The sequence below is a fragment of the Haloterrigena gelatinilytica genome (assembly GCF_013342145.1).
Taxonomy (GTDB): Archaea; Halobacteriota; Halobacteria; order Halobacteriales; family Natrialbaceae; genus Haloterrigena; species Haloterrigena gelatinilytica.
The window spans coordinates 2812049-2836326 of sequence record NZ_JABUQZ010000001.1 but is presented as its reverse complement, the minus strand read 5'-3'; the positions used below and the strand labels follow the sequence as shown (position 1 = coordinate 2836326).

The window sequence follows — 24278 nt, the reverse complement described above, 5'->3', positions numbered from 1 at the left end:
ACTATCGTTGCTATGTGCTGCCCCATCCAGTACGTTTGTCACAGGAGCCGAGCGGATCGCCGGCGCTAGTACTCCTCGTCCCACCGGTGATCGTCGTAGGTCCGATCCTGCGACGTGTCGAACTGCGTCTCGAGCGTTTCGCGAAGCGACGACTTCTCCGAGCGGCTGATCTTGGCGAGTTCGTCGGCCTTCTCGACGATCGTCGGCGGGCCGTGGGCGACGGCGACGTCCTGCAGGACCTGCATCGTCAGCGCCCGCCGAGTCTCCGGCTCCCGCGTGAACGCGTAGGGGGCCTCGATCCGGTAGATGAGGTCGTCGCGCGGGTCGTAGACGACGAAGAACGTCACCTCGTAGGCCTCGAGCGACAGGTCGCGCTCGACGCCGAGGGCGTCGCCCTCGACCGAGAGCGGGCGATCGACGCCACCGCGGGAGCGAAACCAGTTCGTGTAGGTCAGCGCAGCGGTGTCGCGCTCCCAGCGCTGGCCGTCGATATCGTCGACGTACTCGCCGCGCTCCAGGAGCCGCGTGAACAGGGCCGAATCGTCGTTCCAGGGGGTGGCCACGTCGACGGCCCGCTTGTTCTTCAGCGTCCGCGTGATGACCCGCGTCGCCGGGTTCTTGACGAAGCCCACGAGCGGCACGTTCCGCTCGACGAAGCGCTCGACCAGTCGCACGTAGTTCTCGAGCACCGTCGTCGGCCGGGGATCCTCGAGCAGGAAGTCCGCGAGATCGGGGTGTTGGTCGGCCCAGCGGAGCAGTCCGCGAGGGTAGATCGGCCCGTCGAGGACGAGCAGGTCGTCGACCGCGTCGGCGTTCTCGAGGGCGTGCTTGCTCTCGGCGAGGTAGAGCGCCAGCGCGTGGACGACCCCCTCGGCGAAGCGGGGCAGCGGCGGGATCTTGACGGCGCGGCTCCGGCTGTAGCCCTCGTCGAACTTCCCCCACGACTCGTCGACGGTCATCGTCTCGTCGTTGGAGTGGACCGTCATCACCGTGGTTCGCGACCGGTGGAGGTCGAGGTCGCTCGGCGTGGCGGCCATCGCCGCCTGCGCGATGTCGATCACGAGGCCGTTTTTGAACGTCGTCGGGTTGATGGTTCCCGCGTCGAGCCCGTGCTCGCTCGCGAACGGTCGATCGTGGAGCGCGACGTCCTCGCAGTCGACGTGACGACGATGCTGCTCGCCGACCGGCTCGAGGACGGTTCGGCCGTCGTCGTCGACGAGCGGATCGAGGAACTCCGCCCAGACCGTCTCGGCGAAGGCGCGGCGATCGCGCTCGTCGGCCCCGTGATCGATCCGCCTCGCGAGTCGCGCGATGCCGTCGAAGTGGACCGGATCGAGAGTCACACTCGGTGGCTCCCGTCCCATTCGCAAAAAGACGACGGTCGGCTCGATCGCGCCGGTAGCAATGCATTAACTCGAGGCCGGGTAAAATATTATCAGAAAAATTATATGTGGGTGGAGGGTGAATCCGAATATCCCGATGTCCAAGCGAGGTCTGGAAGCGGTCGACACCGACGAGGACCCGATCAACTGGCGCCAGGACGGCGCCGACGTGACGCTGTACGACGAGACGAACCGCGACGCCTGGATTCAGGTCACGTTCGAGGCCGGCGTCCCGCCGGAACGCCGCCTCTTTATGATCTGCGACGACTGCGGCGCCGTTTTCGCACAGCGAACCAAACCCGGCCACGGCACGGTCTGTGGCGACTGCGGCGCGACCTTCGACCACTGACGCGCCTCGTCGCGACGCCGTCGTTGGGGGCTGCCGACTCGAGTTCGGTTCGGCGACGCGGGCCGCCGGGTCGGCCTCGAACATCGGCCGCCACTCGATTGTCAAAAACCATTCATAACGGCGACGTGGTTATATTTACCGCTGTCTTCGGGACCCTGTGGAGGAACAGCGTTGCGCCGGCGCCCACCACTCGCCGCACGTGTCAGCCCTCCCGCCAAGATACCATGGCATCCGATAGCGGACCCCCCGACTCCGACGTAACTGCGGCCTTCGAACGCGATCTCGAGGCGCTCGTGACGACTGCATTCGGTCGCGGAGCCGTCATCGACGGCGTCTGGGACGTTTCGTCGCCGGTCTCCGCCGCCCCCGAATGGACGATCACGATCGAGCGACGGGATCCCGATCCGGACTCCGAGTCGGCCTTCGAACCGGAGTTTCTCGAAGACTGACCGGTAAAAGATCCGTTCGGTTTCATTTCTAGCATAAGCAGATTACAACAAAGGTTATGTGGATCCCCTTCACACTGACACGTGTACTCTGCTGAAGTCGTCCCGCGAGACCCGGTCGGGGAGAGAGCGTAGGTACAGTACGCCCCATTATGACGCCGAAAACACGAAATTCCCAGGGAGCCGAGATCGACGACGCGGACGTTTCCTCGACGCGACTGTTCAGGGCCTTCGCGGAGACGCGACGACAGTACGCGCTCACCTATCTCGCCCAGAAACCCGCAGCGATCCATCTCGGCGATCTCGCCGAGTACATCGCGCTCAAAGAGGCCGCCCCGACGTACGACCGGTACCAGCGGATTCTCGTCGACCTGCACCACCAGCATCTTCCCCATCTCCAGGATGCGGGCCTCGTCCGGTACGACGAGGCGGCCGAACGCCTCGAGTTGGCGGTCGATCGCGACGTGATCGCGCCGTACTTGGACCTCGTCGAAACCGGGAAGTAAGGTCGCCGGTCAGATCGACACCTCGACCGGGAGCCCCGTCCCTACTCGAGAAACCGGTCCCGAACGTTCCCGGTCGGCAGCATGCACTGTTCTTTCTGCCCGAACAGCCGGTAGCGGTGGCGCGCGACGAGGTCGTACGCCCAGTCCCGAAACCGGCGGGGGAGGAACCGACACGGCCCGAGCAGTCGGTAGACGCCGCCCAGGAGCTGGGCGATCCGGATCACCGCGTCCGATTTGACGTACGCGTCGTCGCCCTCGAGCAACACGACCGAGTCGAGGTCGTGGTCCGCGAGGCCGTGCTCCGCCAGCAGCCGCTGGCCGACGTCGGACTGCAACGACGCGAAGTGAAACTGACCCTCGGTGTCCCGCGGGACGAGAAACTGCACGAACCCGTGACAGAGGTTGCAGACGCCGTCGAAGAGCACGATCGGATCCTCCCGCGGTACGTCCGTGGCCATCGTGATAGCTTCCGTTGGGTGCCCGACGTGTTCAGCATTCCGGTCGCACGCGGCCGCGGGTTCACGGCACGACGCCTCAGATCGCCGAACACGCCGTTTCGACTCGAGTGACGTTCCCCGTCGTCGGGTCGTCTCCCTCGGGTTCGATCGATCGGTAGTGGTAGGTGACTTCGATCCGCTCGACGGGCGCGTCGAACTGGTCGGCGGCGCGGTCGCACATGTACGCTCCGAACCGGTCGGCCCGGGCCTCCTCGTCGTCTAAGGAGTTCATGTACTTGCGCCAGCGGAAGCTCGGAAGCGTGTCCGACGCCTCCGCCGGCGGTCCGTCCCGGACCGCCTCGTTTCGCAGGACGTCCATCTCCTCGCCGGACTCGAGGTCGGCCTCGACCACGTACCAGCCGTAGCTCGTCGACGGGTTCGGGGCGTACATCGTCCACTGGTTGTCGTCGGGATCGACGGCGTCGACCGGTTCGAACGCGTCCGCGTAGCCCAACAATCCGACGGTCCAGAGGACGACGACGATCAATACGCCGCCGAGGAGGACCGACCGGAGCCGGTGCCGGCGGTTCCCGACCTGCGACGGGAGCGCCGAACGGAGGCTGCGGGGCGGACCGACCCGCGACGCGAGCGCGCCGATTCGCGTCCGCAGGCGCTCGAGCGGCCCGATTCGTTCACAGCACGCCGCGCCGAGTGCCTCGAGGCGATCCCAGACGAACGAGGGAAGGAAGAGCACCAGCACCGCCGTCAGCACCGCGGGGAACAGGCCCACGGCCACGCTCAGTCCCAGTCCGGCGACGGCGCCGAGGAACGCCCCGACGTAGGCGGTCCGGAGCCAGCCGGTCAGCACCAGCAACAGCGGGGCGCCGACGACCACGGCCAGCCAGCCGTAGGTCCCGGCCTCGAGGAGCAGCGGATAGTCGACGACGTAGTCGGCGGCCAGGATCGTCATGTGGTCCTGCCGGAGGGCGTACCCCAGCGCCTCGCCGGTGGTCCAGGTGTCGCCGAGTCGCTTGTGCTGGCCGTTGTTCGCGAAGAAGCCGACGACGTAGACGAGGACGGCCGCCGTCGCGGGCGTCACCACCCAGTTCTCGGCTCTCGTTCTCGTCCCGTTTCCGGGTTCACGGTTCTGATCGCCGCCACCGTCCCGGTCGTCGCCGAGCGCGTCGACGGCCCACCGCCGCCCGAGCGGCAGGAACAGCCCCAGCAACAGCACCTCGCGCAACAGCCTGTCGGCGCCGTTGAGGACCAGCGGGTTGCGGAAGTGGACGGAGACCAGCAGGACCAGCGAGAGGAAAGTGACGGGCCGCGTTCGGTAGCCGACGATCAGCGCGATCGCGAGCAGCGCCGCGAGGCCGAAGAGCGCGGCCTGCACCAGCGGCTCGCCCGACAGCATGTGCAGCGAGTACCGGCCGCTCGAGTCCCCGACCGCGAGGCGCAACGCCCGCGGGTACGCGCCGGCGTCGGCGTAGAACGCTACCAGGTCCCGCGACCGGTGGAGGACGTCGAACAGCAGCGTACAGCCGAGGAGGATCCGGAACGCCGCCAGCGCGCGGGCGTCGATGCCGAACCGGCGATCGAGCGCGTCGCGGAGCCGAGCGCGATCGGGCAGCGTCGTGAGGGAGGGGCGGCCGGTCATGATCGAGGGCGGGACGCCGCCGTCGCGGCGACCCGATAGCTGCGCCACATTCTCTAGTTGCGTTGTATATACTTTCCGTCTGCCACCGGCGTCGGGCCGCCGGCCCTCGAGCGGCAGGAGGCGGGAGCGGGGCGGGGACGGCTCGCGTTTCGGTATCGCCCGCCTGCGAGCCTGCGAGACAACGACAGCTAGTTACGAGAGGCCGGCGACCCGTCGCACATGGACGCTGCGCTGATCATCCTCGACGGGTGGGGACTCGGCGACGGGACGAGCAGAGACGCCGTGGAAGCCGCCGACACGCCGACCTTCGACCGGCTCGCCGACGCCGGCGCGTACGGGACGCTCGAGGTCGCGGGTCGGCGCGTCGGCCTCCCCGACGGGCAGATGGGCAACAGCGAGGTCGGCCACTTAAACATCGGCGCCGGCCGCGTGGTCTACCAGGAGTACACCCGGATCTCGGACTCCATCGCGGACGGCTCCTTCCGGGAAAACGACGCGATCAACACCGCGTTCGACAACGCCCGCGAAAACGACGGGAAGGTGCACTTCGTCGGCCTCGTCAGCGACGGCGGGGTCCACTCCGACCACGAGCACCTCCACGCGCTGATCGAACTGGCGGGCGACCGCGACGTCGAGGCCGTCACCCACGCGATCACGGACGGCCGGGACACCTCGCCGACCGGCGGTCGGGACTACCTCTCGACGCTCGAGGACGTCGTCGACGAGCACGGCACCGGCGACGTGGCGACGGTCACGGGCCGCTACTACGCGATGGACCGTGACCAGAACTGGGAGCGGACGAAGCGGGCCTACGACGCGATGGTCCACCGCGAGGCCGACCACGAAGCCGAGACGGCCGTCGAGGCGGTCGAGCAATCCTACGGTCGCGACGTGACCGACGAGTTCGTCGAGCCGACCGTCATTGCGGATCAGCCGGCCCTCGAGGACGGCGACTCGGTCGTCTGGTTCAACTTCCGCTCGGACCGCGCGCGCCAGCTCACGCGAATGCTGGCCGATATCCGATCCGAAGACTGGGCCGACCAGTTCGAGACCAGTCCGCCGGACGCGGCGGTCGTCATGCTGACCCAGTACGACAAGACCTTCGACCTCCCCGTCGCCTACCCGCCGAACCAGCCCGAGCAGGTGCTCGGCGAGGTGCTTTCCGACGCGGGCCGCACCCAGTTGCGGATCGCCGAGTCCGAGAAGTACGCCCACGTCACCTACTTCTTAAACGGCGGCCGCGAGGTCGAGTTCGACGGCGAGATCCGGGAGATCGTCGAGAGCCCCGACGTGCCGACCTACGACCTGCAGCCGGAGATGAGCGCGCCCGAGGTGACCGACACCGCGATCGACGTCATCGAGTCCGAGGATCCGGACACGCTCGTGCTCAACTACGCCAACCCCGACATGGTCGGCCACACGGGCGACTACGAGGCCGCCATCGAGGCCGTCGAGGCCGTCGATTCGCAACTCGGTCGACTCGCGGCGACGCTTCGGGACGCCGGCGCGCACGTCCTCGTCACCGCCGACCACGGCAACGCCGACGACATGGGCACCGAGGAGGATCCTCACACCGCACACACGTACAACCTCGTCCCGCTCGTCTACGTCGCCGACGATGGGACCGACGGCGGGCGGAGCGTTCGGGAGGGCGGCACCCTCGCCGACATCGCGCCGACGATCCTCGAGTTGATCGACCTCGAGCAGCCCCCGGAGATGACCGGCGAGTCGCTGCTCGAGTGAACTGATCGGGGCGGACCCCGCTCGCATCGCCTCGATCGGCGACGCGATCTCGAATCGGTTCGGACCGGAGCCGCCGGAACACGCCGCTACGAGCCATAACCGAAAAGTATCGATACGCGAATGTGTCGACAGTGTCACTCTCGCCGTGGCTCGTGATCGGCTCGCTGCTCACCGGCGCCTGTAGCGCGTTTCTGGCGTGGTACCTCCGGCGCCACTGCGGACAGCCGGGCGTGAACTGGGCGATCGTCACGGTCCTCGCGCTCGCCGTCTGGTCGGTCAGCGACGGCGTCTCGCTGCTGGTGTTCGAGCCGACGCTCCGGCTGGTCCTCGAGACGGTTTCCTGGACGGGGATGATCGGCGCCGGAATCGCCTATCTGGCGTTCGCCCTCGATTACACCGGCCGGGGGCCGCTCGTCCGTAGCACCGGGTTCGCGCTCCTGTCGGTCGTGCCGGCCGCGACGATCGGACTCGTCCTGACGAACCCGCTTCACGGGCTCGTCTGGTCCGGATTCCGGCTCGATCCCGTCTTCGGTGTTGCGACCGTCTCCTACGAGTTCGGTCCGATCGCGTACATCGGCCTGCTCTCCGGGATCCTCTACGCGACGGCCGGCACCGTCTTGGTGCTCGAGACGGCGGTCAGTTACGGTCCGGTGTACCGGACCGAGACGCTCTGGGTCGGGCTGAGCGCCGTCCTCCCGTGTCTCGCCCTCGCGACGTGGCTCTTCGAACTCGGCCCGTACCCGCAGTTACACCTGACGACGATCGTGTTCCTCCCGCACTTGGCACTCGACGCGTACGCCATCGTCGCCAGCGGGATGATCGAACTCAACCCGTCGACCAGGCGAACCGCCCAGCGGCGGGCGGTCGAGGACCTCTCGGATCCCGTCGTCGTCGTCAATACGGACGACCGTCTCGTCGAGTACAATCCGGCGGCCGGGTCGACCTTCGATCTCTCCGAAGCGCACCTCGGCGAGCCGTTCGAGACCGTCGCGACCGTCGACCTCGAGACGACGCCGACGAACCGGCTCGTGACCGACCACGAGGGCCCCGAAAGCGCGGAGTTCACGGCGTCGGTGTCGGAGCTGACGGATCCGTCCGGTGCGCGAGTCGGATACATCGTCGTCTTTCGAGACGTGACCGAGCGACGCCAGCGGAGACAGCAACAGACGGTCATGAATCGCGTCCTTCGGCACAATCTCCGGAACGATCTCAACGTCGTCTCGGGCTACGTCGACCTGTCGATCGAGCACACCGACGACGAGACGATCGAAGCGTACCTCAAGCGGGTGCAATCCGACGTCGACGACGTGTTGGAGTTAGGAGAGAAGTCCCGAGCGCTCGAGCGGACGATCGAGGCCCTCGATACGTCCCCGACAACCGTCTCGATCCGTCCGCTGTTGGCGAGCCTCGAACCCGGCGAGCGGGGACGGTCGCGCGTCCGAACCGACGGAGCGAGCCGACTCGAGATCGACGTGCCCGTGGACCTCGAGCTACGGACCCACGAGCGCGTGTTCCGGACGCTGTTCGCGAACCTGGTCGAGAACGGGTTCGAACACAACGACGGCGACTCTCCTCGAGTCGCGATCAGCTACGTCGGTCTCGCGGACGGGATGGCGGTGTTCGAGGTCGCCGACGACGGTCCCGGGATTCCCGAGCACGAACTCGCCGTGCTTGAGCGGGGCGAGGAGACGCCGCTCTCGCACGGGAGCGGTCTCGGCCTGTGGATCGCGACGTGGTGTGCGACCGCGCTGGGCGGCGAGATCGAGTTCGATTCCGGCGACGACGGAACGACGGTGACGGTGTGCGTTCCGGCGGCGACCGACGCCGCGTCGGGCTCTCGCCGCGCCGTCACGCGAGACTGAGCAACGGTACGACGCCGAACCAGACCAGATAGCCGAGCGAGACGGCCAGCAGCCCGTCGATACGGGCGGATTCAGTCCGCTCCCACAGTCGCGACCGCAGGAGCCAGACGAGCGCGAGCGCGTGGGGCACGGTGAGGGCGACGAGCGGGCCGTAGGCGCCGCCGGCGACGTCGAAGGCCGCCCAGCCGATCGCGGCGAGGCAGGCCAGAACCGCCGTCGCCGCAGCGATCCTCGCGGCGCCGTCGACGCCGAACCGGACGGCGATCGTCTCCTTGCCGGTGTCCCGGTCGGCCGCGCGGTCTGGAACGCCCGCGAGCGTGATCGCCGGCAGCACCGACAGCAGGTACGGCACCGAGAGCAGCCACGGGAGCGGATCGGTCAGGGCACCGCCGAGGAGGACGAAGCCACAGACCAGTACCCCGACGCTGTGTGTGACGGCGACGTCCAGTTCGCCGAGCGTCCGGTAGGAGAGTTCCAGCGGCGGGACCGTGTAGCCCAGCGCCAGCGCGCTCAGAACGCCCATGATGGCCGCCGCGGCAACGGCCGAGCCGGGACCGACCGCGAGCGCGCCCGCGCCGAACGCGACGGCCGCGAGGAGCGCGACGCCGATCCCCCGTCTGAGATCGTCGAACTCGAGGACGCCGTCGACCAGCACCTGCGAGCCACCGGTGAAGGGGCCGGCGAACGCGTTCTCGCGGTCGGTGGGGTAGTCGACGTACTCGTTCGACAGCACCGTCGCCGCCTCGAGGGCGAAAATGAAGGCGAAGCCCAGCCAGTAGGCGGTCGACGAGAGGACGTCGCTGGAGCCGACGGCCGCCAGCGCGCCGATGGTGTAGGCCACCCACGCCATCGGGTAGAACTGCAGCCGCAGCGCCTTCAGCCACGCCGTCGCCCGCCGGCGGACGCGCGTGGATCGCGAATCGGGCCCGCTGGCGAGACGCTCGCCGAGTCGAGTCGCCGTCTCGAGCCACTCCCCTCGCTCCTCGGGGGTCGACCCCTCGACGGGGCCGAGGTTGGTGATCCGCGTCGTCCGGATCCCCGCGTAGCCGAGCGTCGCGCGCTTGACGGCGTTGTTGCCCGGCTGGCGGTAGATCCAGCGGTAGACCCACGGCGGCATGTCCATCGTGACGATCAGCTCGGCGGTCTTGTCGTCCAGGAGTCCCTCGTGACCCGCGCCCTCGCCCTCGTCGTACTCGACGAACGCGAAGCCGGGCGTGAAGACGCGGTCGAAGAAACCCTTGAGCCGCGCCGGCATCGTCCCCCACCAGTTCGGGTAGACGAAGACGAGGTGGTCGGCCCACTCGATCGAGTCACGAGCCTCTCGCAGGTCGGGCTCCAGCGGTTGGTCGGTCGGCGAGACCTCGCGGACGTCGGGATCGAACGCGAGGTCGGCGACGGCGAGTTGTCGCACCTCGAGACCGGCCTCGAGCGCCCCGTCGCGGTAGGCGTCGGCGAGCGCGCCACAGAGGCTGTCGGTCCGGGGGTGGCCGAGGACGATCAGGACGTTCATCCGGAGTCGTGGACGGTCGTAACGACGACGGCGGCCTAAAAAGCCCGGCCTGAGGCCGGCGGATCGATCGCGGGGACAGCCGAGTCCGGCCGCCGGTATCCCAGTAGCCCTACCGACCGCTCACGAGCGGACAATAGCCCTCATATCAACGTTCAATACTGTTTCAGCCTCGAATGGATCCACGGAAATGTCCACGTCCGACCCCGCCCCCGAAACGGCCGATCGGGTCGTCGAGGAGTACGTTCTCGACGTCCGTATCGTCGACGACGACACCGACGAGCGCTACCGGTTCGAAGCGCCCGAACACACCGATATCGCCTTCGACAGCCTCACGGACGCCCGCCTGTACGCCGACGTCTACTTCGACGTGAACGGCTTCGTCGAGGAGGGCACCGGCGAGCGTGGCGTCCCGCCGGAGGTCGTCCAGGCGGGCAAGGACACCCTCGCCGCCTACCTCATGACGCTGCCGTGGGCCGACCGCGACTGGGTCGCCTCCTTCTTCGGATCGACGCCGACGGAGATCGAGCGCTACCTCACGTGGGTCCGCGACCGCGCCGACGAGGTCCGGACCGAAGTGAGGACACAAGGTCTCGACTGACGACCGCTCGGATCCCCGCCGCCGTTCGACGCCCTCGTTCCCCTTTCTTCGACAGTTCCGCCGTCCGTCGCCGGAGCCGCGCTGACGCCGCGACCGGCGCCCTCCAGTCTCGAATTACTCGACCCGCGCCCCGTCGGGTCTTCGACTCGCCCCGCGACGCCGGGTCGGCTATGTAACCTCCCTCTCGTCTTCGTATCGATCAATAGACGTCAGAGCGCTATGTTCGGTATATTCCCGCTAATTTCGCTCCGTTATCTACAATATCTCACTTCTATTTATTATAAATTCTCATTACTTCCTCGAATATTGATTCGGCTGCATGGTCGAATTTACCAGGCGGAAGCTGATGGCATCGTCGGCGGCAGCGGCAGTCGGCGCGGGGACAGTCGGTCTCGTGGGGGCGGACGAGGATCCCGAGGAACACGACACGCTCGAGGCGCCGTACGTCAAGGGGAACATCGATCGATTCTCGACGACGGCCTTCGGCGCCGAAGTAACGGGGCCGTTCGTCTTCGACACGGGGGAACTCCTCTACAGTCTCCAGGGTCCACACGACGACAACCTCGAGCCCTTCAACACGGGCGGGGTCGGCGTCTTCGACGACTTCCGGTTCACGTTCAACGGCAAGAACGACGAGTTCGACGAGCTCGAGCCGCCGCGAACGGACCGCGAGGAACAGCAGGTCCTCGGGGCGGCCGGCGACTACCGGCTGCTCGTCCAGACGGGCGACGAGATCAACGGCGGGACCGAGCGGTTCGGCCACCCGCAGACGCCGGACGGGCAGGAACTCGTCGAGGTTTCCGAAGAGGGGTACGACGGCATCGGCGACCAGGCCGACATGAACTTCTTCGTCTCGACGGACGAGGAGGGGCTTGAGGGCTACCTCTTTACCAACAACGAGATCCGACCGGGCGGGATCACGCGAACCCCCCTCTACCGGGACGAGGACGGCTACCTGCAGGCCGATCTCGAGAACGCGATGGAACTCGAGAACACCGAACCGTTCCGCGAGATCGGCGGGACGAAGGTCAACTGTTACGGCGACCTGAGTCCGTGGGAGACCCCGCTGTCGGCCGAAGAGGAGTACGGCCATCCGCGCGTCAACGGGCTCGCGACGGTCAGCGACATCGTCGAACAGGGGAGCGGCGTCGGTCTCCGCGGCGGCAGCGAGTTCTGGAATCGACCCAACATTCTCGAGGTCGACCCCTCGCTCCAGGAGCTATTCGGCGACGAGCACGAGTACCCGATGGGGCTGCACAACAACCGGAACACCGAGAAACACGCCTATCACCTCGGCGCCGAGCCGATCGATCAGAACGAGGTCGAGGTCGAGGGCGAGGACGGTCTCGAGACCGCGAACACGCCCCGTCCCATCGGCGACGAGGCGTTCCCGAACCGCTACCGCTACGGCAAGATCGTCGAGGTCACCGAGCCGACCGCCGACGTGCCGACCCCGGTCAAGCACCACGTCTTCGGTCGCGCCGCGTGGGAGTGCCCCGAGGTGCTGCCCGACGAACGGACGGTCTATCTCGCCTCCGACGGCGGCGCGAAGGGCATCTACAAGTTCGTCGCCGAGAAGCCGATTCCGGAGTGCGACGACCGGATGGACGTCCGCGGCACGCTGTACGCCATGAAGGCAACCGAGATCGGCGAGGGCACGGTCGCCGAGACCGATCTCGACGTCGAGTGGCTCCCGCTCGGAACGGCGAGCAACGCCGAAGTCGAGGCCTGGATCAGCGACTACGACGACGTCACGCAGGTCGACTACCTCGAGACTCACGCCGAGACGGACTGGGCCGACGACCTCGACCAGGCGCTGCTGGAAGCGGACGAGGAGGTCGCCATCAACGGCAACCAGGACTACATCACCGACGAGGAGGTCGTCGAGTGGGCCGAGCAGTACGAGGAACGCGGCCCCGACGGCGTCGACGAGGACCTGCGTCGCGTCCCATTCCTCGAGACCCGCGCGGCCGCCAAGGAAATCGGCGCCAGCGTCGAGTTCAACAAGGCCGAAGGGATCGACGCCCACGACGAGGCCGAACCCGGCGACTTCATCTACTTCGGCATCTCCTCGCTCGGCGGCGCCATGACCGACGAGCACGGCGACCTTCGGTTCGACGAGGTTCAGACCGGCGTCCTCTACCGAGCCGAACTCGAGGAGGGTTACGACGTCTCCCGACTCGAACCGGTCGTCGTCGGGCCGAACGAGAGCGATCCCCAGTCGATCCTCGACGAGTCGCTGATCAACGTCGACAACGTGATGGTCATGGACGACGGCCGAGTCCTCCTCTGTGAGGACAAGGGCACCTTCGGCCGCACGTACGAGAACGACGCGCTGTGGGTCTACGAGCCGCCGGCGGTTCTCCGGACCGACTCGGTCGCCGTCAGCCACGGCGCGACCGGCGAGGTCGACCTGACGCTCTCGTCGATCCCCGACGGCCTCGCGGGCGGTCGCGTCACGGTCTCCGTCGAGCACGCCGAGGTCGCCGAGATCACCGACGCCAGCTACCACGACGCGCTCGAGCTGACCTCGGAGCCGTCGATCGGCGACGGCTCGAGCGTCGAGTTCCGCTTCGCCGACCTCGAAGACGCGATCGGCGCGACCCTCGACGACGTCACGCTCGCGACGCTCGAACTCGAGGGCGTCGGGACCGGGACATCCGATATCACGATCGAGGTCCACTCGCTGGACGACGACGACGGGATGGCGATCGACACCCAGCCTCGCCCGGGCGTCGTGGTCGTCGGTCCGTCGCCGGTCGGCGAGGGCCGCGCCCCGACTGACCTCGACGGTGACGGGCGCTTCGAGGACGTCAACGGCAACGGCCGACTCGACTACCAGGACGTCACCCTGCTGTTCGAGAACCTCGAGGGTGACGCCGTCCAGCTCAACGAGGCGGCGTTCGACTTCAACGACAACGGCCGCATCGACTACGACGACGTCGTCGCCCTCTACGACGAACTGTAATCGAGGCGCCGTCCGCGTTCGGATTCGCGTCCGACTCGTGATTCGGCGCCGAGCCGTGCGGTCGATTCGCCCGCCTCGTCGCTGGCGCCCGATTCGACGTTTATCGCCGGAACGACCGCCGAGCCGGTCTCACCAGCGGTTTTTCGCCCGGACTATCTTTCGGCTCTCCGCTCGACTATATAGACTCTCGCTCGTTCAATTCGACTATCGAGACGTATGAACTTCACCGTTTGGTAACAGTATAGATTATAATAGTATTATAAAACCTGACCCTATCCCAAGGGATCAACCCGCTTGCATGGTCGAATTTACCAGGCGGAAGCTGATGGCATCGTCGGCGGCTGCGGCAGTCGGTGCGGGGACGGTCGGTCTCGTGGGGGCGGACGAGGATCCCGAGGAACACGACACGCTCGAGGCGCCGTACGTCAAGGGGAACATCGACCGGTTCTCGACGACGGCACTCGGCGCCGAGGTAACGGGGCCGTTCGTCTTCGAGACGGGGGAACTACTCTACAGCCTGCAGGCGCCCAGCGACGACAATATGGAGCCGTTCAACCGGGGCGGGGTCGGCGTCTTCGACGACTTCCGGTTCACGTTCAACGGCAAGAACGACGAGTTCGACGAACTCGAGCCGCCGCGAACGAAGGCCGAGGAGCAGCAGGTCCTCGGAGCGGCCGGCGACTACCGGCTGCTCGTTCAGGCGGGCGACCCGATCAACGGCGGGACCGAGCGGTTCGGTCACCCGCAGACGCCCGACGGCGAGAACGTCGCGGAGCTCGCCGGCGAGGACCTCGCGAGCGCCGGCGGCGTCACCGACATGAACTTCTTCGTCTCGACGAACGAGGAAGGCACCGAGGGCTACCTCTTCACCAACAACGAGACTCGTCCGGGTGCGATCACCCGGACGCCGCTCAGCCGCGAGTCGGGTCGCTGGGAGGCCGACCTCGAGAACGCGATGGAGCTCGAGAACACCGAGGCGTTCCGCGAGATCGGCGGCACGCGGATCAACTGTTACGGCGACCTGAGTCCGTGGGAGACGCCACTGTCGGCCGAAGAGGACTACGGCCATCCGCGCGTCAACGGGCTCGCGACGGTCAGCGACGTCCTCGAGGCGGGCAGCGGTGTCGGTATTCGCGGCGCCAGCACGTTCTGGAACCGACCGAACGTCGCCGGAATCGAGGACGCTCTCGCGGACATCTTCGGCGAGGACGCCTGGTATCCGATGGGACTGTGGGCGCTGACCGGCCTCGAGAAACACGCCTACCACCTCGGCGCCGAACCCGTCGACCTGCGCGAGTTCGAGAACGAGGACGGCGAGATTGAGATCGAGGACCGCCACCGTCCCATCGGCGACGAGGCGTTCCCGAACCGCTACCGCTACGGGAAGATCGTTGAAATCACCGATCCCGCGAGCGACGATCCCACCCCGGTCAAACACCACGTCTTCGGCCGCGCCGCGTGGGAGTGTCCCGAAGTGCTGCCCGACGAGCGGACCGTCTACCTGGCCTCCGACGGCGGCGCGAAGGGCATCTACAAGTTCGTCGCCGAAGAGCCGATTCCGGAGTACGACGACCGGATGGACGTCTGCGGTACGCTGTACGCCATGAAAGCCACCGAGATCGGCGAGGGACCGGTCGCCGAGACCGACCTCGATATCGAGTGGCTTCCGCTGGGCACCGCGAGTAACGCCGAAGTCGAAGCCTGGATCAGCGACTACGACGACGTCACGCAGGTCGACTACCTCGAGACTCACGCCGAGACGGACTGGGCCGACGACCTCGAGCAGGCCCTGCGCGAAGCAGACGAGGAGGTCGCGATCAACGGCAACCAGGACTACATCGCCGACGAGGAGATCGTCGAGTGGGCCGAACAGTACGCGGAACGCGGCCCAGACGGTGTCGACGAAGAACTCCGTCGCGTTCCCTTCCTCGAGACCCGCGCGGCCGCCAAGGAGATCGGCGCCAGCGTCGAGTTCAACAAGGCCGAGGGGATCGACTCCCACGACGAGGCCGAACCCGGCGACTTCATCTACTTCGGTATCTCCGCGCTCGGCGGCTCGATGACCGACGATCAGGGCGAACTCCGCTTCGACGAGGTCGAGACCGGCGTCCTCTACCGAGCCGAACTCGAGGAGGGTTACGACGTCTCCCGACTCGAGCCGGTCGTCGTCGGCCCGAACGGGAGCGATTCCGTCTCCCTGCTCGACGAGTCGCTGATCAACGTCGACAACGTGATGGTCATGGACGACGGTCGGGTGATCCTCTGTGAGGACAAGGGCTCCTTCGGCCGCACGTACGAGAACGACGCGATGTGGGTCTACGAGCCGCCGGCGGTTCTCCGGACCGACTCGATCGCGGTCAGCCACGGCGCGACCGGCGAGGTCGACCTGACGCTCTCGTCGATCCCCGACGGCCTCGCGGGCGGCCGGGTCACTATCTCGGTCGAGCACGCCGACGTCGCCGAGATCACCGACGTCAGCTACCACGACGCGCTCGAGTTGACCTCGGAGCCGTCGATCGGCGACGGCTCGAGCGTCGAGTTCCGCTTCGCCGACCTCGAAGACGCGATCGGCGCGACGCTCGACGACGTCACGCTCGCGACGCTCGAACTCGAGGGCGTCGGCACGGGGACGACCGACGTTACGATCGAGGTCCACTCGCTGGACGACGACGACGGGATGGCGATCGACACCCAGCCGCGTCCGGGTATCGTGGTCGTCGGTCCGCCGCCGATCGGCGAGGGTTCGGGGTCGGGTCAGGCCCCGACGGACCTCGACGGTGACGGACGCTTCGAGGACGTCAACGGCAACGGCCGACTCGACTACCAGGACGTCACCCTGCTGTTCGAGAACCTCGAGGGCGATGCCGTCCAACTCAACGAGGCGGCGTTCGACTTCAACGACAACGGCCGTATCGACTATGATGACGTCGTCGCCCTCTACGACGAGCTGTAACCGATGAGGCACGACGACACCGATACGCCGACGACCGGGTCCGAGTCTGCATCGCACCGCCGAGGTCGGGACCGCTCGCCTCTCCGCGGGCGCGCGTTCCGAACGCTCGCCGTCGCACTCGCGATCGCGACGGTCGTCGGAACGGTCGCGCTCGGTTCGGTCGGCGCCGCGGCGCTGGCCGGTGAGGAGCCGCCGACGACCGAACCGAGTCCGGCGATGACCGACGGGGCCGCATCGGCCGGCGGCGCCTCGAGCGGCGCCGAGCCCGCGTTGGTGATCTCCGACGCGACGGTCGGGCCCGATTCGACCGGGAGTCTCCGCGTCTCGCTGACCGACGTTCCCGACGGACTCGCCGGGTTCAAGATCGCGCTCGCCGTCGACGACGGCGACGTCGCAACCGTCACGAACGCCAGCTACCCGGATCACTTCGGGCTGACGACCGACCCCGCCGTGGGCGCCGACGGAGAGACCATCACCGTCGAGGCCGCCGACCTCGACGACGCGGTCACGGCCGGCGACGCGGACGTCACGCTGGCGACGATCGACGTGACCGGCGCCGACGCCGGTCAAACGGACCTGCGCGTTACGTCGATGCAGGTCGACGACGACGACGGCGGCGCCGTCGACCCGTCGCTCGAGGCGGGAACGCTGACCGTCGGCGACGACGCCGGTAACGAGGACTCGGGTTCCGACGGATCGGAATCCGACGATACCGGTTCCGAATCCGACGATAACGACTCCGAATCCGACGACGACGGCTCCCCGTCAGACGACGGGGCGGACGGCGACGGCTCGGACGACGGGATGCCCGGCTTCGCCGCCGGCTCCGCGCTCGCCGCGCTCGCCGTCCTCGTGGCCGCCGTGTTCGCGCACCGCCGCTAACCGCATCGACCCGGTTCGTTTTTTCGCTGCGCGGCTCGTGCGTCGGAATTCCGAACATGATCGTCTCCCAGTTTTACCTTCGCGGCTGCCAACGGGTCGGGTATGGGAGACACTCCCGACGAGAAGAAGTTCGCCACGAACAGCGTCCACGCCGGCCAGGTAGCCGATCCGACGACGGGTGCCCGAGCGCCGCCGCTGTACCAGACGACCTCCTACGAGTTCGAGGACACCGAACACGCCGCCGCCCTGTTCGGCTTAGAGGAGACCGGAAACATCTACTCGCGGATCATGAACCCGACGAACGCGATGCTCGAGGAGCGCATCGCGACGCTCGAGGGCGGCGTGGGCGCGCTCGCCACGTCCTCGGGGATGGCCGCGTTCGACCTCGCGACGTTCATCCTCGCGGACGTCGGCGACAACATCGTCTCCTCGTCGTCGCTGTACGGCGGCACGTACACCTACCTCACCCACACCGTCGCGAAGCGGGGCATCGAGACGAACTTCGTCGACACGCTCGATTACGAGGCCTACGCGGAGGCCATCGACGACGACACCGCGTTCGTCCACCTCGAGACGATCGGCAATCCGGCGCTGGTGACGCCCGACATCGAGCGCATCGCCGATATCGCCCACGACCACGACGTGCCGCTGTTCGTCGACAACACGTTCGCGACGCCGTACCTGTGCCGCCCGCTCGAGCACGGCGCCGACCTCGTCTGGAACTCCACGACCAAGTGGCTCCACGGCGCGGGATCGACGGTCGGCGGCGTGCTGGTCGACGGCGGCTCCTTCCCGTGGGAGCAAGGCGAGTACCCCGAAATAACTGAGCCCAATCCCGCGTACCACGGCGTCAACTTCCACGAGACCTTCGGCGAGGCGGCCTTCTCGGTCGTCGCGCGGACTCGCGGGCTGCGCGATCTGGGCAACCAGCAGTCGCCGTTCGACGCCTGGGTCACCCTGCAGAAACTCGAGTCCTTGCCGCTGCGCATGGAGAAACACTGCGAGAACGCGATGGCCGTCGCGGAGTACCTCGAGGACCACTCGAAGGTTTCGTGGGTCAACTACCCCGGCCTCGAGAGCCACGAGACCCACGAGAACGCCCGGAAGTATCTCGAGGGCGGTTACGGCGGCATGATCACCTTCGGCCTCGAGGACGGGTACGACGCCGCAGAAACGGTCTGCAACGAGGTCGACCTGACGAGTCTGCTGGCGAACGTCGGCGACGCGAAGACGCTGATCATCCACCCCGCGAGCACGACTCACCAACAGCTCACCGAGGAGGAGAAGCTGGCCAGCGGCGTCACCGACGACCTCGTGCGGCTCTCGATCGGCATCGAGGACGCCGACGACGTGATCGCGGATCTCGATCGGGCGATCGACGCGGTCTGATCGCTCGCCCTCGAGTCGCCGGCGACGATGCTCGACGGTGGCCCGACGCCGGGTCGGTGCTCGCCGGCGACGGCGTTCGACGGTGACCTGACGCCAGAACGGCACTCGGCAGCGACGGCGCTCGACGGCGACGAACGCCGTTTTCAATGAGTCGAACCAGCCCCTTGTCGTTAAGGTTACACGGTTCGATTCATTCGGTATGCCTACCGGGTTGCTCACGGACGAGGCTGCGGAACGGATCGTCACCACCTGTCGGACGGCGATCGGCGACAGTCTCCGTTCTGTCACCTACTTTACGCGCGACGACTTCGAGCAGGTCTACCTGCGCGAGGACTTAGAGCGCGACGCCGATCTGTCGACCTTTATCGGCCACGAGTGGCGCGGCTTCAAGACGGCCCAGACGGCCTACGACAACTCCGAACTCGGCGACTACAACTACACCATTCGCGTCTTCGACAACGGCTTTCTCGTCAGAGTAACCAGCGACAGCGACGGAATCTTCGTCACGACCGACGGACTCACAGTCAAGGATTTCGAAGAGGTCGCGACGGCGATCAACGCGTTCCTCAACGATCGCGAGATCGAGTAGCGGATACCTCGTCGGTCGATTCGGCGTCCCGGTCGCGATGATCGCGGTCGTTCTCCTCCTCGGTCCGACTCGAGGGCGTTCCGATCGGCAGTCCGGAGCCGAGTTCCCCGTCGATACCGAGAAGGCGTGCGAACCGGCGGCGTTCGGCGGCGTGTCTATCGAGACTCATGCCGTCGAAAAACGGCAATATCCGTTGTAGTAATGCATGCCATTTGTCGCGGAAATGGTCGATTACGTTCGTGAAACAATCCCGCTGCCGTCGGGCGATTACCCGCCTGTAACGGCGCCATTCAATGGTCAACGACCGTGACAGACTGCGCGACAGCGTAACACCCTTTTCGCTCACCGCCGTTCGAAGGGACGATGACCGATCTTCCCGACCCCGTCGCCCGCGAACTCGAGTCCCGCGACGCGTTCGTCCCGCTCGATGACGGCGCCGGATACGACCTCGAGACGACCGTCTTCGACGCGACCGTCACCGCCGACGACGCCGAGGGGAAACGGGACGGCGAGTTTCACGTCACCGTCACCCTCCCGACGCTCGACGCCGCCGTCGCCGACGAGACCGTCGCCTCGGTCGTCGAGGACGGCTGGTTCGAGACGTTGGAGCGCCGTCTCGAGGACACCTTCACGGTGGCCCACACGAGCACCCACGAGGACCCCGCCGTCGACCGCGGCGCCGACACCGTCACCGTCACGCTCGAGTACGTCGCCTGGGACGCCGCGGAGGGCGTCGACGACGCCAAGGCCCTCATCGAGTTCGTCGAGGGGACGTTCGCCCAGGGGATCATCCCCGGCTACGAGTACCAGGGCGCGGCCGCGACGCTGCTCGAGAACGCTCAGAACCGCGGCCAACAGGCCGCCGACGGCGACGGCAACAGCGGCGGAATGCCGATGTAAACCGAAGTTTTGCGCTGCGAAATTTTGCTCTGCGGGCCAGCGAAACTGGCCCTCGGCAAAATTTCGATTAAAAGCACTCCTCGCTCCCGATGGTCGCTCGTCGGCCCGAGCGCGTAGCGCTCGGTGAACGGCATCGCTCACGGGTCACTACGTTCCCTGTTCGCCTTTCGCGGTTCTCACTCGCTATGCTCGCTCCGAACCGCTCGTTCGCCGACGCCATATCGCTGAATGATTCGCCGGCATCAGATCGCCTACTCAAACGAACGTTCGAAACTGCGGGATGGCCGGGAGCGCGACTCGAGCAGACGCGAGAGTCGCGCGACCCGGGGAAAGGCAGGCCTTACCCGTTACCGACCGCGAGCGACTGAAAGGAGCGAGCGGGCCGACGACTGACCCGGTAAACGCGGCGCTTCGTGCCGCGTTGAGGCGAGCGGCAGCGCCGCGAGCCAGGGGAAGGAGGAGTGCTTTTAATCGAATTTTTGCCGAGGGCGCGCCGCAGGCGCGCCCGCAGAGCAAAACTTCGGTTCTCTAGTCCATCGCGATGTACGTCTGGGTGTTCTCGACGCCGTCGATACCCTGGATCTTGGTGGCCGCGATCTCCTTTACGGCGGCGGGAGTTTCGACCTGCGCTTTGGCGATGATGTCGACGTCGCCGGCGACGATGTAGGCCGACTGAACGCCGTCGATCGTCTCGATGCTGTCTCGGAGTCGATCCGCCTCGCCCGTGTTCGCCTTGATCATGATGAATGCCGTGACCATCAGTTGACACCTCCGGTATCAGTCTCCGACGACAGGTCCGTCGCCGCGGAACTCGAGCCCGTCCCCGCGTTCGCGGCCGCTTGGGCCGCCGATTCGCCGACCAGGAGCTGGCGGACCTCGCTCAGGACGTCGAAGTCCGCGAGGACGATGAGCCGGTCGCCGCCCTCGAGCGAGAGGTCCGCGTCGGGGAGCCCGAGGTCCCGGCCGCGCTTGCCGAACGCGAGGACGGTCGCGTCGGCGGGGAGTTGCAGTTCGCTGATCGTGTAGCCGTTGACGGGGGCCGCGTCGGTGATCGTGAGTTCGACGACCTGCAGGTGGGGAGCGATGTCCGCGATCGCGCGGATCGTCCCGCCCAGCAGGGCGTTCTTCGCGCCGATCGCGCCGAGGCGCTCCGGGTAGATCACCTCGTCGACCTGATCGGCGTACTTGCGGTAGATCCCCTCGCGGTAGGCCTCGTCGATGCGCATGATCGTCCGACAGTCGTAGTGGTTGGCGATCATGCAGGCGGTGAAGTTGACGTTCAGATCGCCCGTCAGCGCGCCCAACGCGTCGGCGTCGCGGATACCGGCGTCCTCGAGGATGTCCTCGCGAGAGCCGTCGCCCTCGACGACGGGGAACTCCTGGTCGCGAGCGCGGCGAACCCTCGCCTCGTCGCGTTCGATCATCGTTACCTCGTGGCCCTCGTCGCGCAAGACGCGCGCCGTGCGCAGGCCGACCCGTCCAGCCCCGATAATCACGAACCGCATGAACAGGGGTACGCTCGCCCCCGTGAATAAGTTTGCCCCCGAGTACCATGGTAGATGTTCCATCGTCGCAGCCGAGGGACTACGCGTTCGTCGCTCTCACACGGACACTCGACCGCGGCGAGCGATGGTCAGGAACGGCACGTCCCCGTGCGGAAACGGGCTGTCGTCCTGCCGGGTTCGAGTCGCCGTCGCGCGGCTCGGCCGCTCGTCTCACCCCATCGCGATGTACGTTTTCGTGTCGCTGACGCCGCCGAGTCCCTGAACGCTCGAGGAGACGGTCTCGAGAACGTCGTAGACCTCCTGCCCGTCGACCTCCGCGATGATGTCGTAGTTGCCGGCGACGATGTGGGCGTCGACCACCGACTCGAGGCCCCTGATCTCCGCGAGTAGCCCCTCGGACTCTCCGGCGGCCGTCTTCACCATGATGAACGCGTGGACCATCGATAGTGTGGTACTCTATGGCACGACTAAAGCCTTTGCCCGACGCCGGACTCGAGCTTCGTTCGCATCCGATGGACGGCAGAGGCGCGGTCGGCACCGGAGATGAAGACGGAATGACGGGAGGTTGCCGTCGTCGCTCGATTCGCTCCTCCGAATCGGGAGCTTCAAGCGGGGTCGGTCGAGAGTGGGGGACGTCAACCGTGTTCGGTCAGGTTCTCCGCAGCGACGGCGTCGTTGGACTGCCCGCTCAGACCGGCGGGCTCGGGGTGACGCCCGAGATGGTGGTCGTGTTCGGGATCATCCTGCTCGCGCTCGTGCTCTTCGTTACCGAACTGCTGCCGATCGACGTGACCGCGATCCTCGTCATGGTGCTGTTGATGGTGCTCGGCGCCGACGGCGTGGTGAACTTCACGCAGATCTCGACCGCGGAGGGGACCTCCGGGTTCTCGAACTCGGCGACGATCACCGTGCTGGCGATGTTGATCCTCAGTTCGGGGATCAGCCGCACCGGCGTCGTCCAGATCATCGGCCGGAAGATGTCGGCGTTCGCGGGCGAGGACCTCGACAAACAACTGCTCGCGACGATCGGCGTCAGCGGTCCCATCTCCGGGTTCATCAACAACACACCGGTCGTCGCCATCCTCGTCCCCGTCGTCTCGGACATCGCTCACAAGGGGAAGACGTCGCCCTCGAAACTCCTGATTCCGCTCTCCTACGCCTCGATGTTCGGCGGGATGCTCACCCTCATCGGCACCTCGACGAACATCCTCGCGAGCGACGTCTCCGCGCGGCTGCTCGACCACCCGTTCTCGATGTTCGAGTTCACCCAGCTCGGCGTCGTCGTCCTGCTGGTCGGCAGCCTCTACCTCGTGACCGTCGGTCACCGACTGCTGCCCGAGCGCGTTCCCGTCGAGGAGGACTACGTCCAGGAGTACGCGATCGAGGAGTACCTGACCGAGGTCGTCGTCAACGACGACTCGCCGATCGTCGGGACGACCGTCGAGGAGGCCATCGATCACGTCGAGTTCGACGCCGACATCCTGCAGGTCGTCCGCGACGACGAGGAGTTCATCGAACCCATCGGCCAGAAGACGATCCGAGCCGGCGATCTGCTCCGGCTGCGCGCCGACCGCGACACCGTCCAGCAGTTCGTCGACCGGGAGACGCTCACGCTCTCGGGCAGCCCCGAGACCGCCGCCGAGTTAGAGCCCGACGAAGCACCGGATCGGACCCTCGTCGAAGTGGTCGTCCCGCGCGGCTCGTTTCTCGTCGGCGAGTCCCTCGAGAGTTCGACGTTCCGACAGCGCTACGACGCGACCGTCCTGGCCTTCCGCAGTCGGGGCGAAACGGTCCGCGAGGACATGGACGAGCGGCGGATCCGCGTCGGCGACACGCTGCTGGTCCAGGCGGCGCCGGACAGCGTCGATCGCCTCTCGCAGAACGGCGACTTCATCGTCGCACACGAACCCGAGGAACCGGACTACCGGAGCGAGAAGATCCCGCACGCCGCGGCGATCATGGCGGGCGTCGTCGGCTTCGTCGCCGTCCCGTGGGGCGCGGTCGGCGCGGCGCTCGCCGGCGCGACCGGGATCGGCGCGTTCGAGGCGATGTCGGCGCTTTCCCTGCCGATTATGGTCACCGCGCTGGCCGGCGTCGTAGCGATGGTCGCGACGGGCGTCCTCAAGCCGACCGAGATCTACGACGCCGTCGAGTGGGACGTGATCTTCCTGCTCGCCGGCATCATCCCCCTCGGGATGGCCTTAGAGCAGACCGGGGGCGCGGACCTGCTCGGGAGTCTCGTCGCCGCGACGGGTGCTTATCTGCCGATTCTCGGCGTCCTCTGGGTGTTCTACCTCGCGACCGGACTCATCACAGGGGTCATCTCCAACAACGCGAGCGTCGTGTTGATGCTTCCCGTCGCCGTCGAGACCGCGACTCAGATCGGTGCGAACCCCTTCGCGTTCGTGCTCGCGGTGACCTTCGCGGCCTCGACGGCGTTTCTCACGCCCGTCGGCTACCAGACGAATCTCTTCGTCTACGGTCCGGGCGGCTACAAGTTCACCGACTTCGTCCGCGTCGGCGCGCCGCTGCAGTTGCTGCTCTCAGTGGTGACGGTGCTCGGCATCGAGTTCTTCTGGGGCGTCGCCTGAGGCGGTCGTCC

At 66.9% G+C, this 24278-nt stretch carries 20 protein-coding genes; 13 read left to right on the top strand and 7 right to left on the bottom strand.

The features are described 5' to 3' along the window. Nucleotides 1-65: 65 nt before the first annotated feature. Nucleotides 66-1343, bottom strand: coding sequence for a DNA double-strand break repair nuclease NurA (locus HTZ84_RS14130; RefSeq protein ID WP_174681270.1), 1278 nt, complete (start codon nt 1341-1343; stop codon nt 66-68). Between the two features lie 136 nt (nt 1344-1479). Here HTZ84_RS14130 and HTZ84_RS14125 point away from each other — a divergent pair, with 136 nt between their 5' ends. The 3 genes from HTZ84_RS14125 to HTZ84_RS14115 all read left to right on the top strand — a co-directional run bounded on the left by HTZ84_RS14125 (nt 1480) and on the right by HTZ84_RS14115 (nt 2683). After that, nucleotides 1480-1731, top strand: coding sequence for a hypothetical protein (locus tag HTZ84_RS14125; protein ID WP_126662677.1), 252 nt, complete (start codon nt 1480-1482; stop codon nt 1729-1731). Nucleotides 1732-1955: 224 nt separating this feature from the next. Next, a complete protein-coding gene (locus HTZ84_RS14120) occupies nt 1956-2180 on the top strand; it encodes a hypothetical protein (protein WP_174681269.1) in 225 nt (74 codons plus the stop codon). Nucleotides 2181-2329: 149 nt separating this feature from the next. After that, the gene (locus tag HTZ84_RS14115; RefSeq protein ID WP_174681268.1) at nt 2330-2683 is read left to right on the top strand and encodes a DUF7344 domain-containing protein; all 354 of its coding nucleotides are present in this window, start codon (nt 2330-2332) and stop codon (nt 2681-2683) included. Between the two features lie 41 nt (nt 2684-2724). On the opposite strand, the gene HTZ84_RS14110 is transcribed toward HTZ84_RS14115, so the two are convergent. Both HTZ84_RS14110 and HTZ84_RS14105 read right to left on the bottom strand, forming a co-directional pair. Next, a complete protein-coding gene (locus HTZ84_RS14110) occupies nt 2725-3141 on the bottom strand; it encodes a thiol-disulfide oxidoreductase DCC family protein (RefSeq protein ID WP_174681267.1) in 417 nt (138 codons plus the stop codon). Between the two features lie 76 nt (nt 3142-3217). After that, nucleotides 3218-4825 carry a hypothetical protein gene (locus tag HTZ84_RS14105; protein WP_309138872.1) on the bottom strand — a complete coding sequence of 536 codons (1608 nt, stop codon included), beginning with the start codon at nt 4823-4825 and terminating at the stop codon, nt 3218-3220. Between the two features lie 171 nt (nt 4826-4996). Between HTZ84_RS14105 and gpmI the strand changes: the two genes are divergently transcribed. Together gpmI and HTZ84_RS14095 are read left to right on the top strand one after the other, a co-directional pair. Further along, nucleotides 4997-6520 carry a 2,3-bisphosphoglycerate-independent phosphoglycerate mutase gene (gene gpmI / locus HTZ84_RS14100; RefSeq protein WP_174681266.1) on the top strand — a complete coding sequence of 508 codons (1524 nt, stop codon included), beginning with the start codon at nt 4997-4999 and terminating at the stop codon, nt 6518-6520. Nucleotides 6521-6651: 131 nt separating this feature from the next. Continuing rightward, nucleotides 6652-8382: a histidine kinase N-terminal 7TM domain-containing protein gene (locus HTZ84_RS14095; protein WP_174681265.1), complete on the top strand. Its 1731-nt coding sequence runs from the start codon at nt 6652-6654 to the stop codon at nt 8380-8382. Here the strand turns inward: HTZ84_RS14095 and HTZ84_RS14090 are convergent. Next, nucleotides 8369-9892, bottom strand: a complete 1524-nt coding sequence (locus tag HTZ84_RS14090) for an NAD(P)H-dependent oxidoreductase (RefSeq protein WP_174681264.1) — start codon at nt 9890-9892, stop codon at nt 8369-8371. The genes HTZ84_RS14095 and HTZ84_RS14090 overlap by 14 nt on opposite strands. A gap of 187 nt (nt 9893-10079) precedes the next feature. Between HTZ84_RS14090 and HTZ84_RS14085 the strand changes: the two genes are divergently transcribed. The 7 genes from HTZ84_RS14085 to HTZ84_RS14055 all read left to right on the top strand — a co-directional run bounded on the left by HTZ84_RS14085 (nt 10080) and on the right by HTZ84_RS14055 (nt 20171). Next, nucleotides 10080-10490 (top strand): hypothetical protein, encoded by a 411-nt coding sequence (locus HTZ84_RS14085; protein ID WP_174681263.1) that lies wholly within the window; start codon nt 10080-10082, stop codon nt 10488-10490. A gap of 319 nt (nt 10491-10809) precedes the next feature. Continuing rightward, nucleotides 10810-13458, top strand: a complete 2649-nt coding sequence (locus HTZ84_RS14080) for an alkaline phosphatase PhoX (protein WP_174681262.1) — start codon at nt 10810-10812, stop codon at nt 13456-13458. A gap of 298 nt (nt 13459-13756) precedes the next feature. Then, nucleotides 13757-16411, top strand: coding sequence for an alkaline phosphatase PhoX (locus tag HTZ84_RS14075; protein ID WP_174681261.1), 2655 nt, complete (start codon nt 13757-13759; stop codon nt 16409-16411). Between the two features lie 3 nt (nt 16412-16414). Further along, nucleotides 16415-17293 (top strand): hypothetical protein, encoded by an 879-nt coding sequence (locus HTZ84_RS14070; RefSeq protein ID WP_174681260.1) that lies wholly within the window; start codon nt 16415-16417, stop codon nt 17291-17293. Nucleotides 17294-17395: 102 nt separating this feature from the next. Continuing rightward, nucleotides 17396-18682 (top strand): O-acetylhomoserine aminocarboxypropyltransferase/cysteine synthase family protein, encoded by a 1287-nt coding sequence (locus tag HTZ84_RS14065; protein WP_174681259.1) that lies wholly within the window; start codon nt 17396-17398, stop codon nt 18680-18682. Nucleotides 18683-18881: 199 nt separating this feature from the next. Continuing rightward, a complete protein-coding gene (locus HTZ84_RS14060; protein WP_174681258.1) occupies nt 18882-19271 on the top strand; it encodes a DUF7522 family protein in 390 nt (129 codons plus the stop codon). Nucleotides 19272-19634: 363 nt separating this feature from the next. Beyond that, complete coding sequence (locus tag HTZ84_RS14055; RefSeq protein ID WP_174681257.1) at nt 19635-20171, top strand: DUF5813 family protein; 537 nt, start codon at nt 19635-19637, stop codon at nt 20169-20171. Between the two features lie 528 nt (nt 20172-20699). On the opposite strand, the gene HTZ84_RS14050 is transcribed toward HTZ84_RS14055, so the two are convergent. From HTZ84_RS14050 to HTZ84_RS14040, 3 genes are all read right to left on the bottom strand, one after another. Continuing rightward, complete coding sequence (locus HTZ84_RS14050; RefSeq protein WP_174681256.1) at nt 20700-20930, bottom strand: Lrp/AsnC family transcriptional regulator; 231 nt, start codon at nt 20928-20930, stop codon at nt 20700-20702. Then, the gene (locus HTZ84_RS14045) at nt 20930-21676 is read right to left on the bottom strand and encodes a potassium channel family protein (RefSeq protein ID WP_174681255.1); all 747 of its coding nucleotides are present in this window, start codon (nt 21674-21676) and stop codon (nt 20930-20932) included. The genes HTZ84_RS14050 and HTZ84_RS14045 overlap by 1 nt, the downstream gene beginning before the upstream one ends. 210 nt (nt 21677-21886) lie before the next feature. Beyond that, a complete protein-coding gene (locus tag HTZ84_RS14040; RefSeq protein WP_174681254.1) occupies nt 21887-22117 on the bottom strand; it encodes an Lrp/AsnC family transcriptional regulator in 231 nt (76 codons plus the stop codon). Between the two features lie 278 nt (nt 22118-22395). Between HTZ84_RS14040 and HTZ84_RS14035 the strand changes: the two genes are divergently transcribed. Further along, the gene (locus tag HTZ84_RS14035; protein WP_174682592.1) at nt 22396-24267 is read left to right on the top strand and encodes an SLC13 family permease; all 1872 of its coding nucleotides are present in this window, start codon (nt 22396-22398) and stop codon (nt 24265-24267) included. Nucleotides 24268-24278 lie beyond the last annotated feature (11 nt).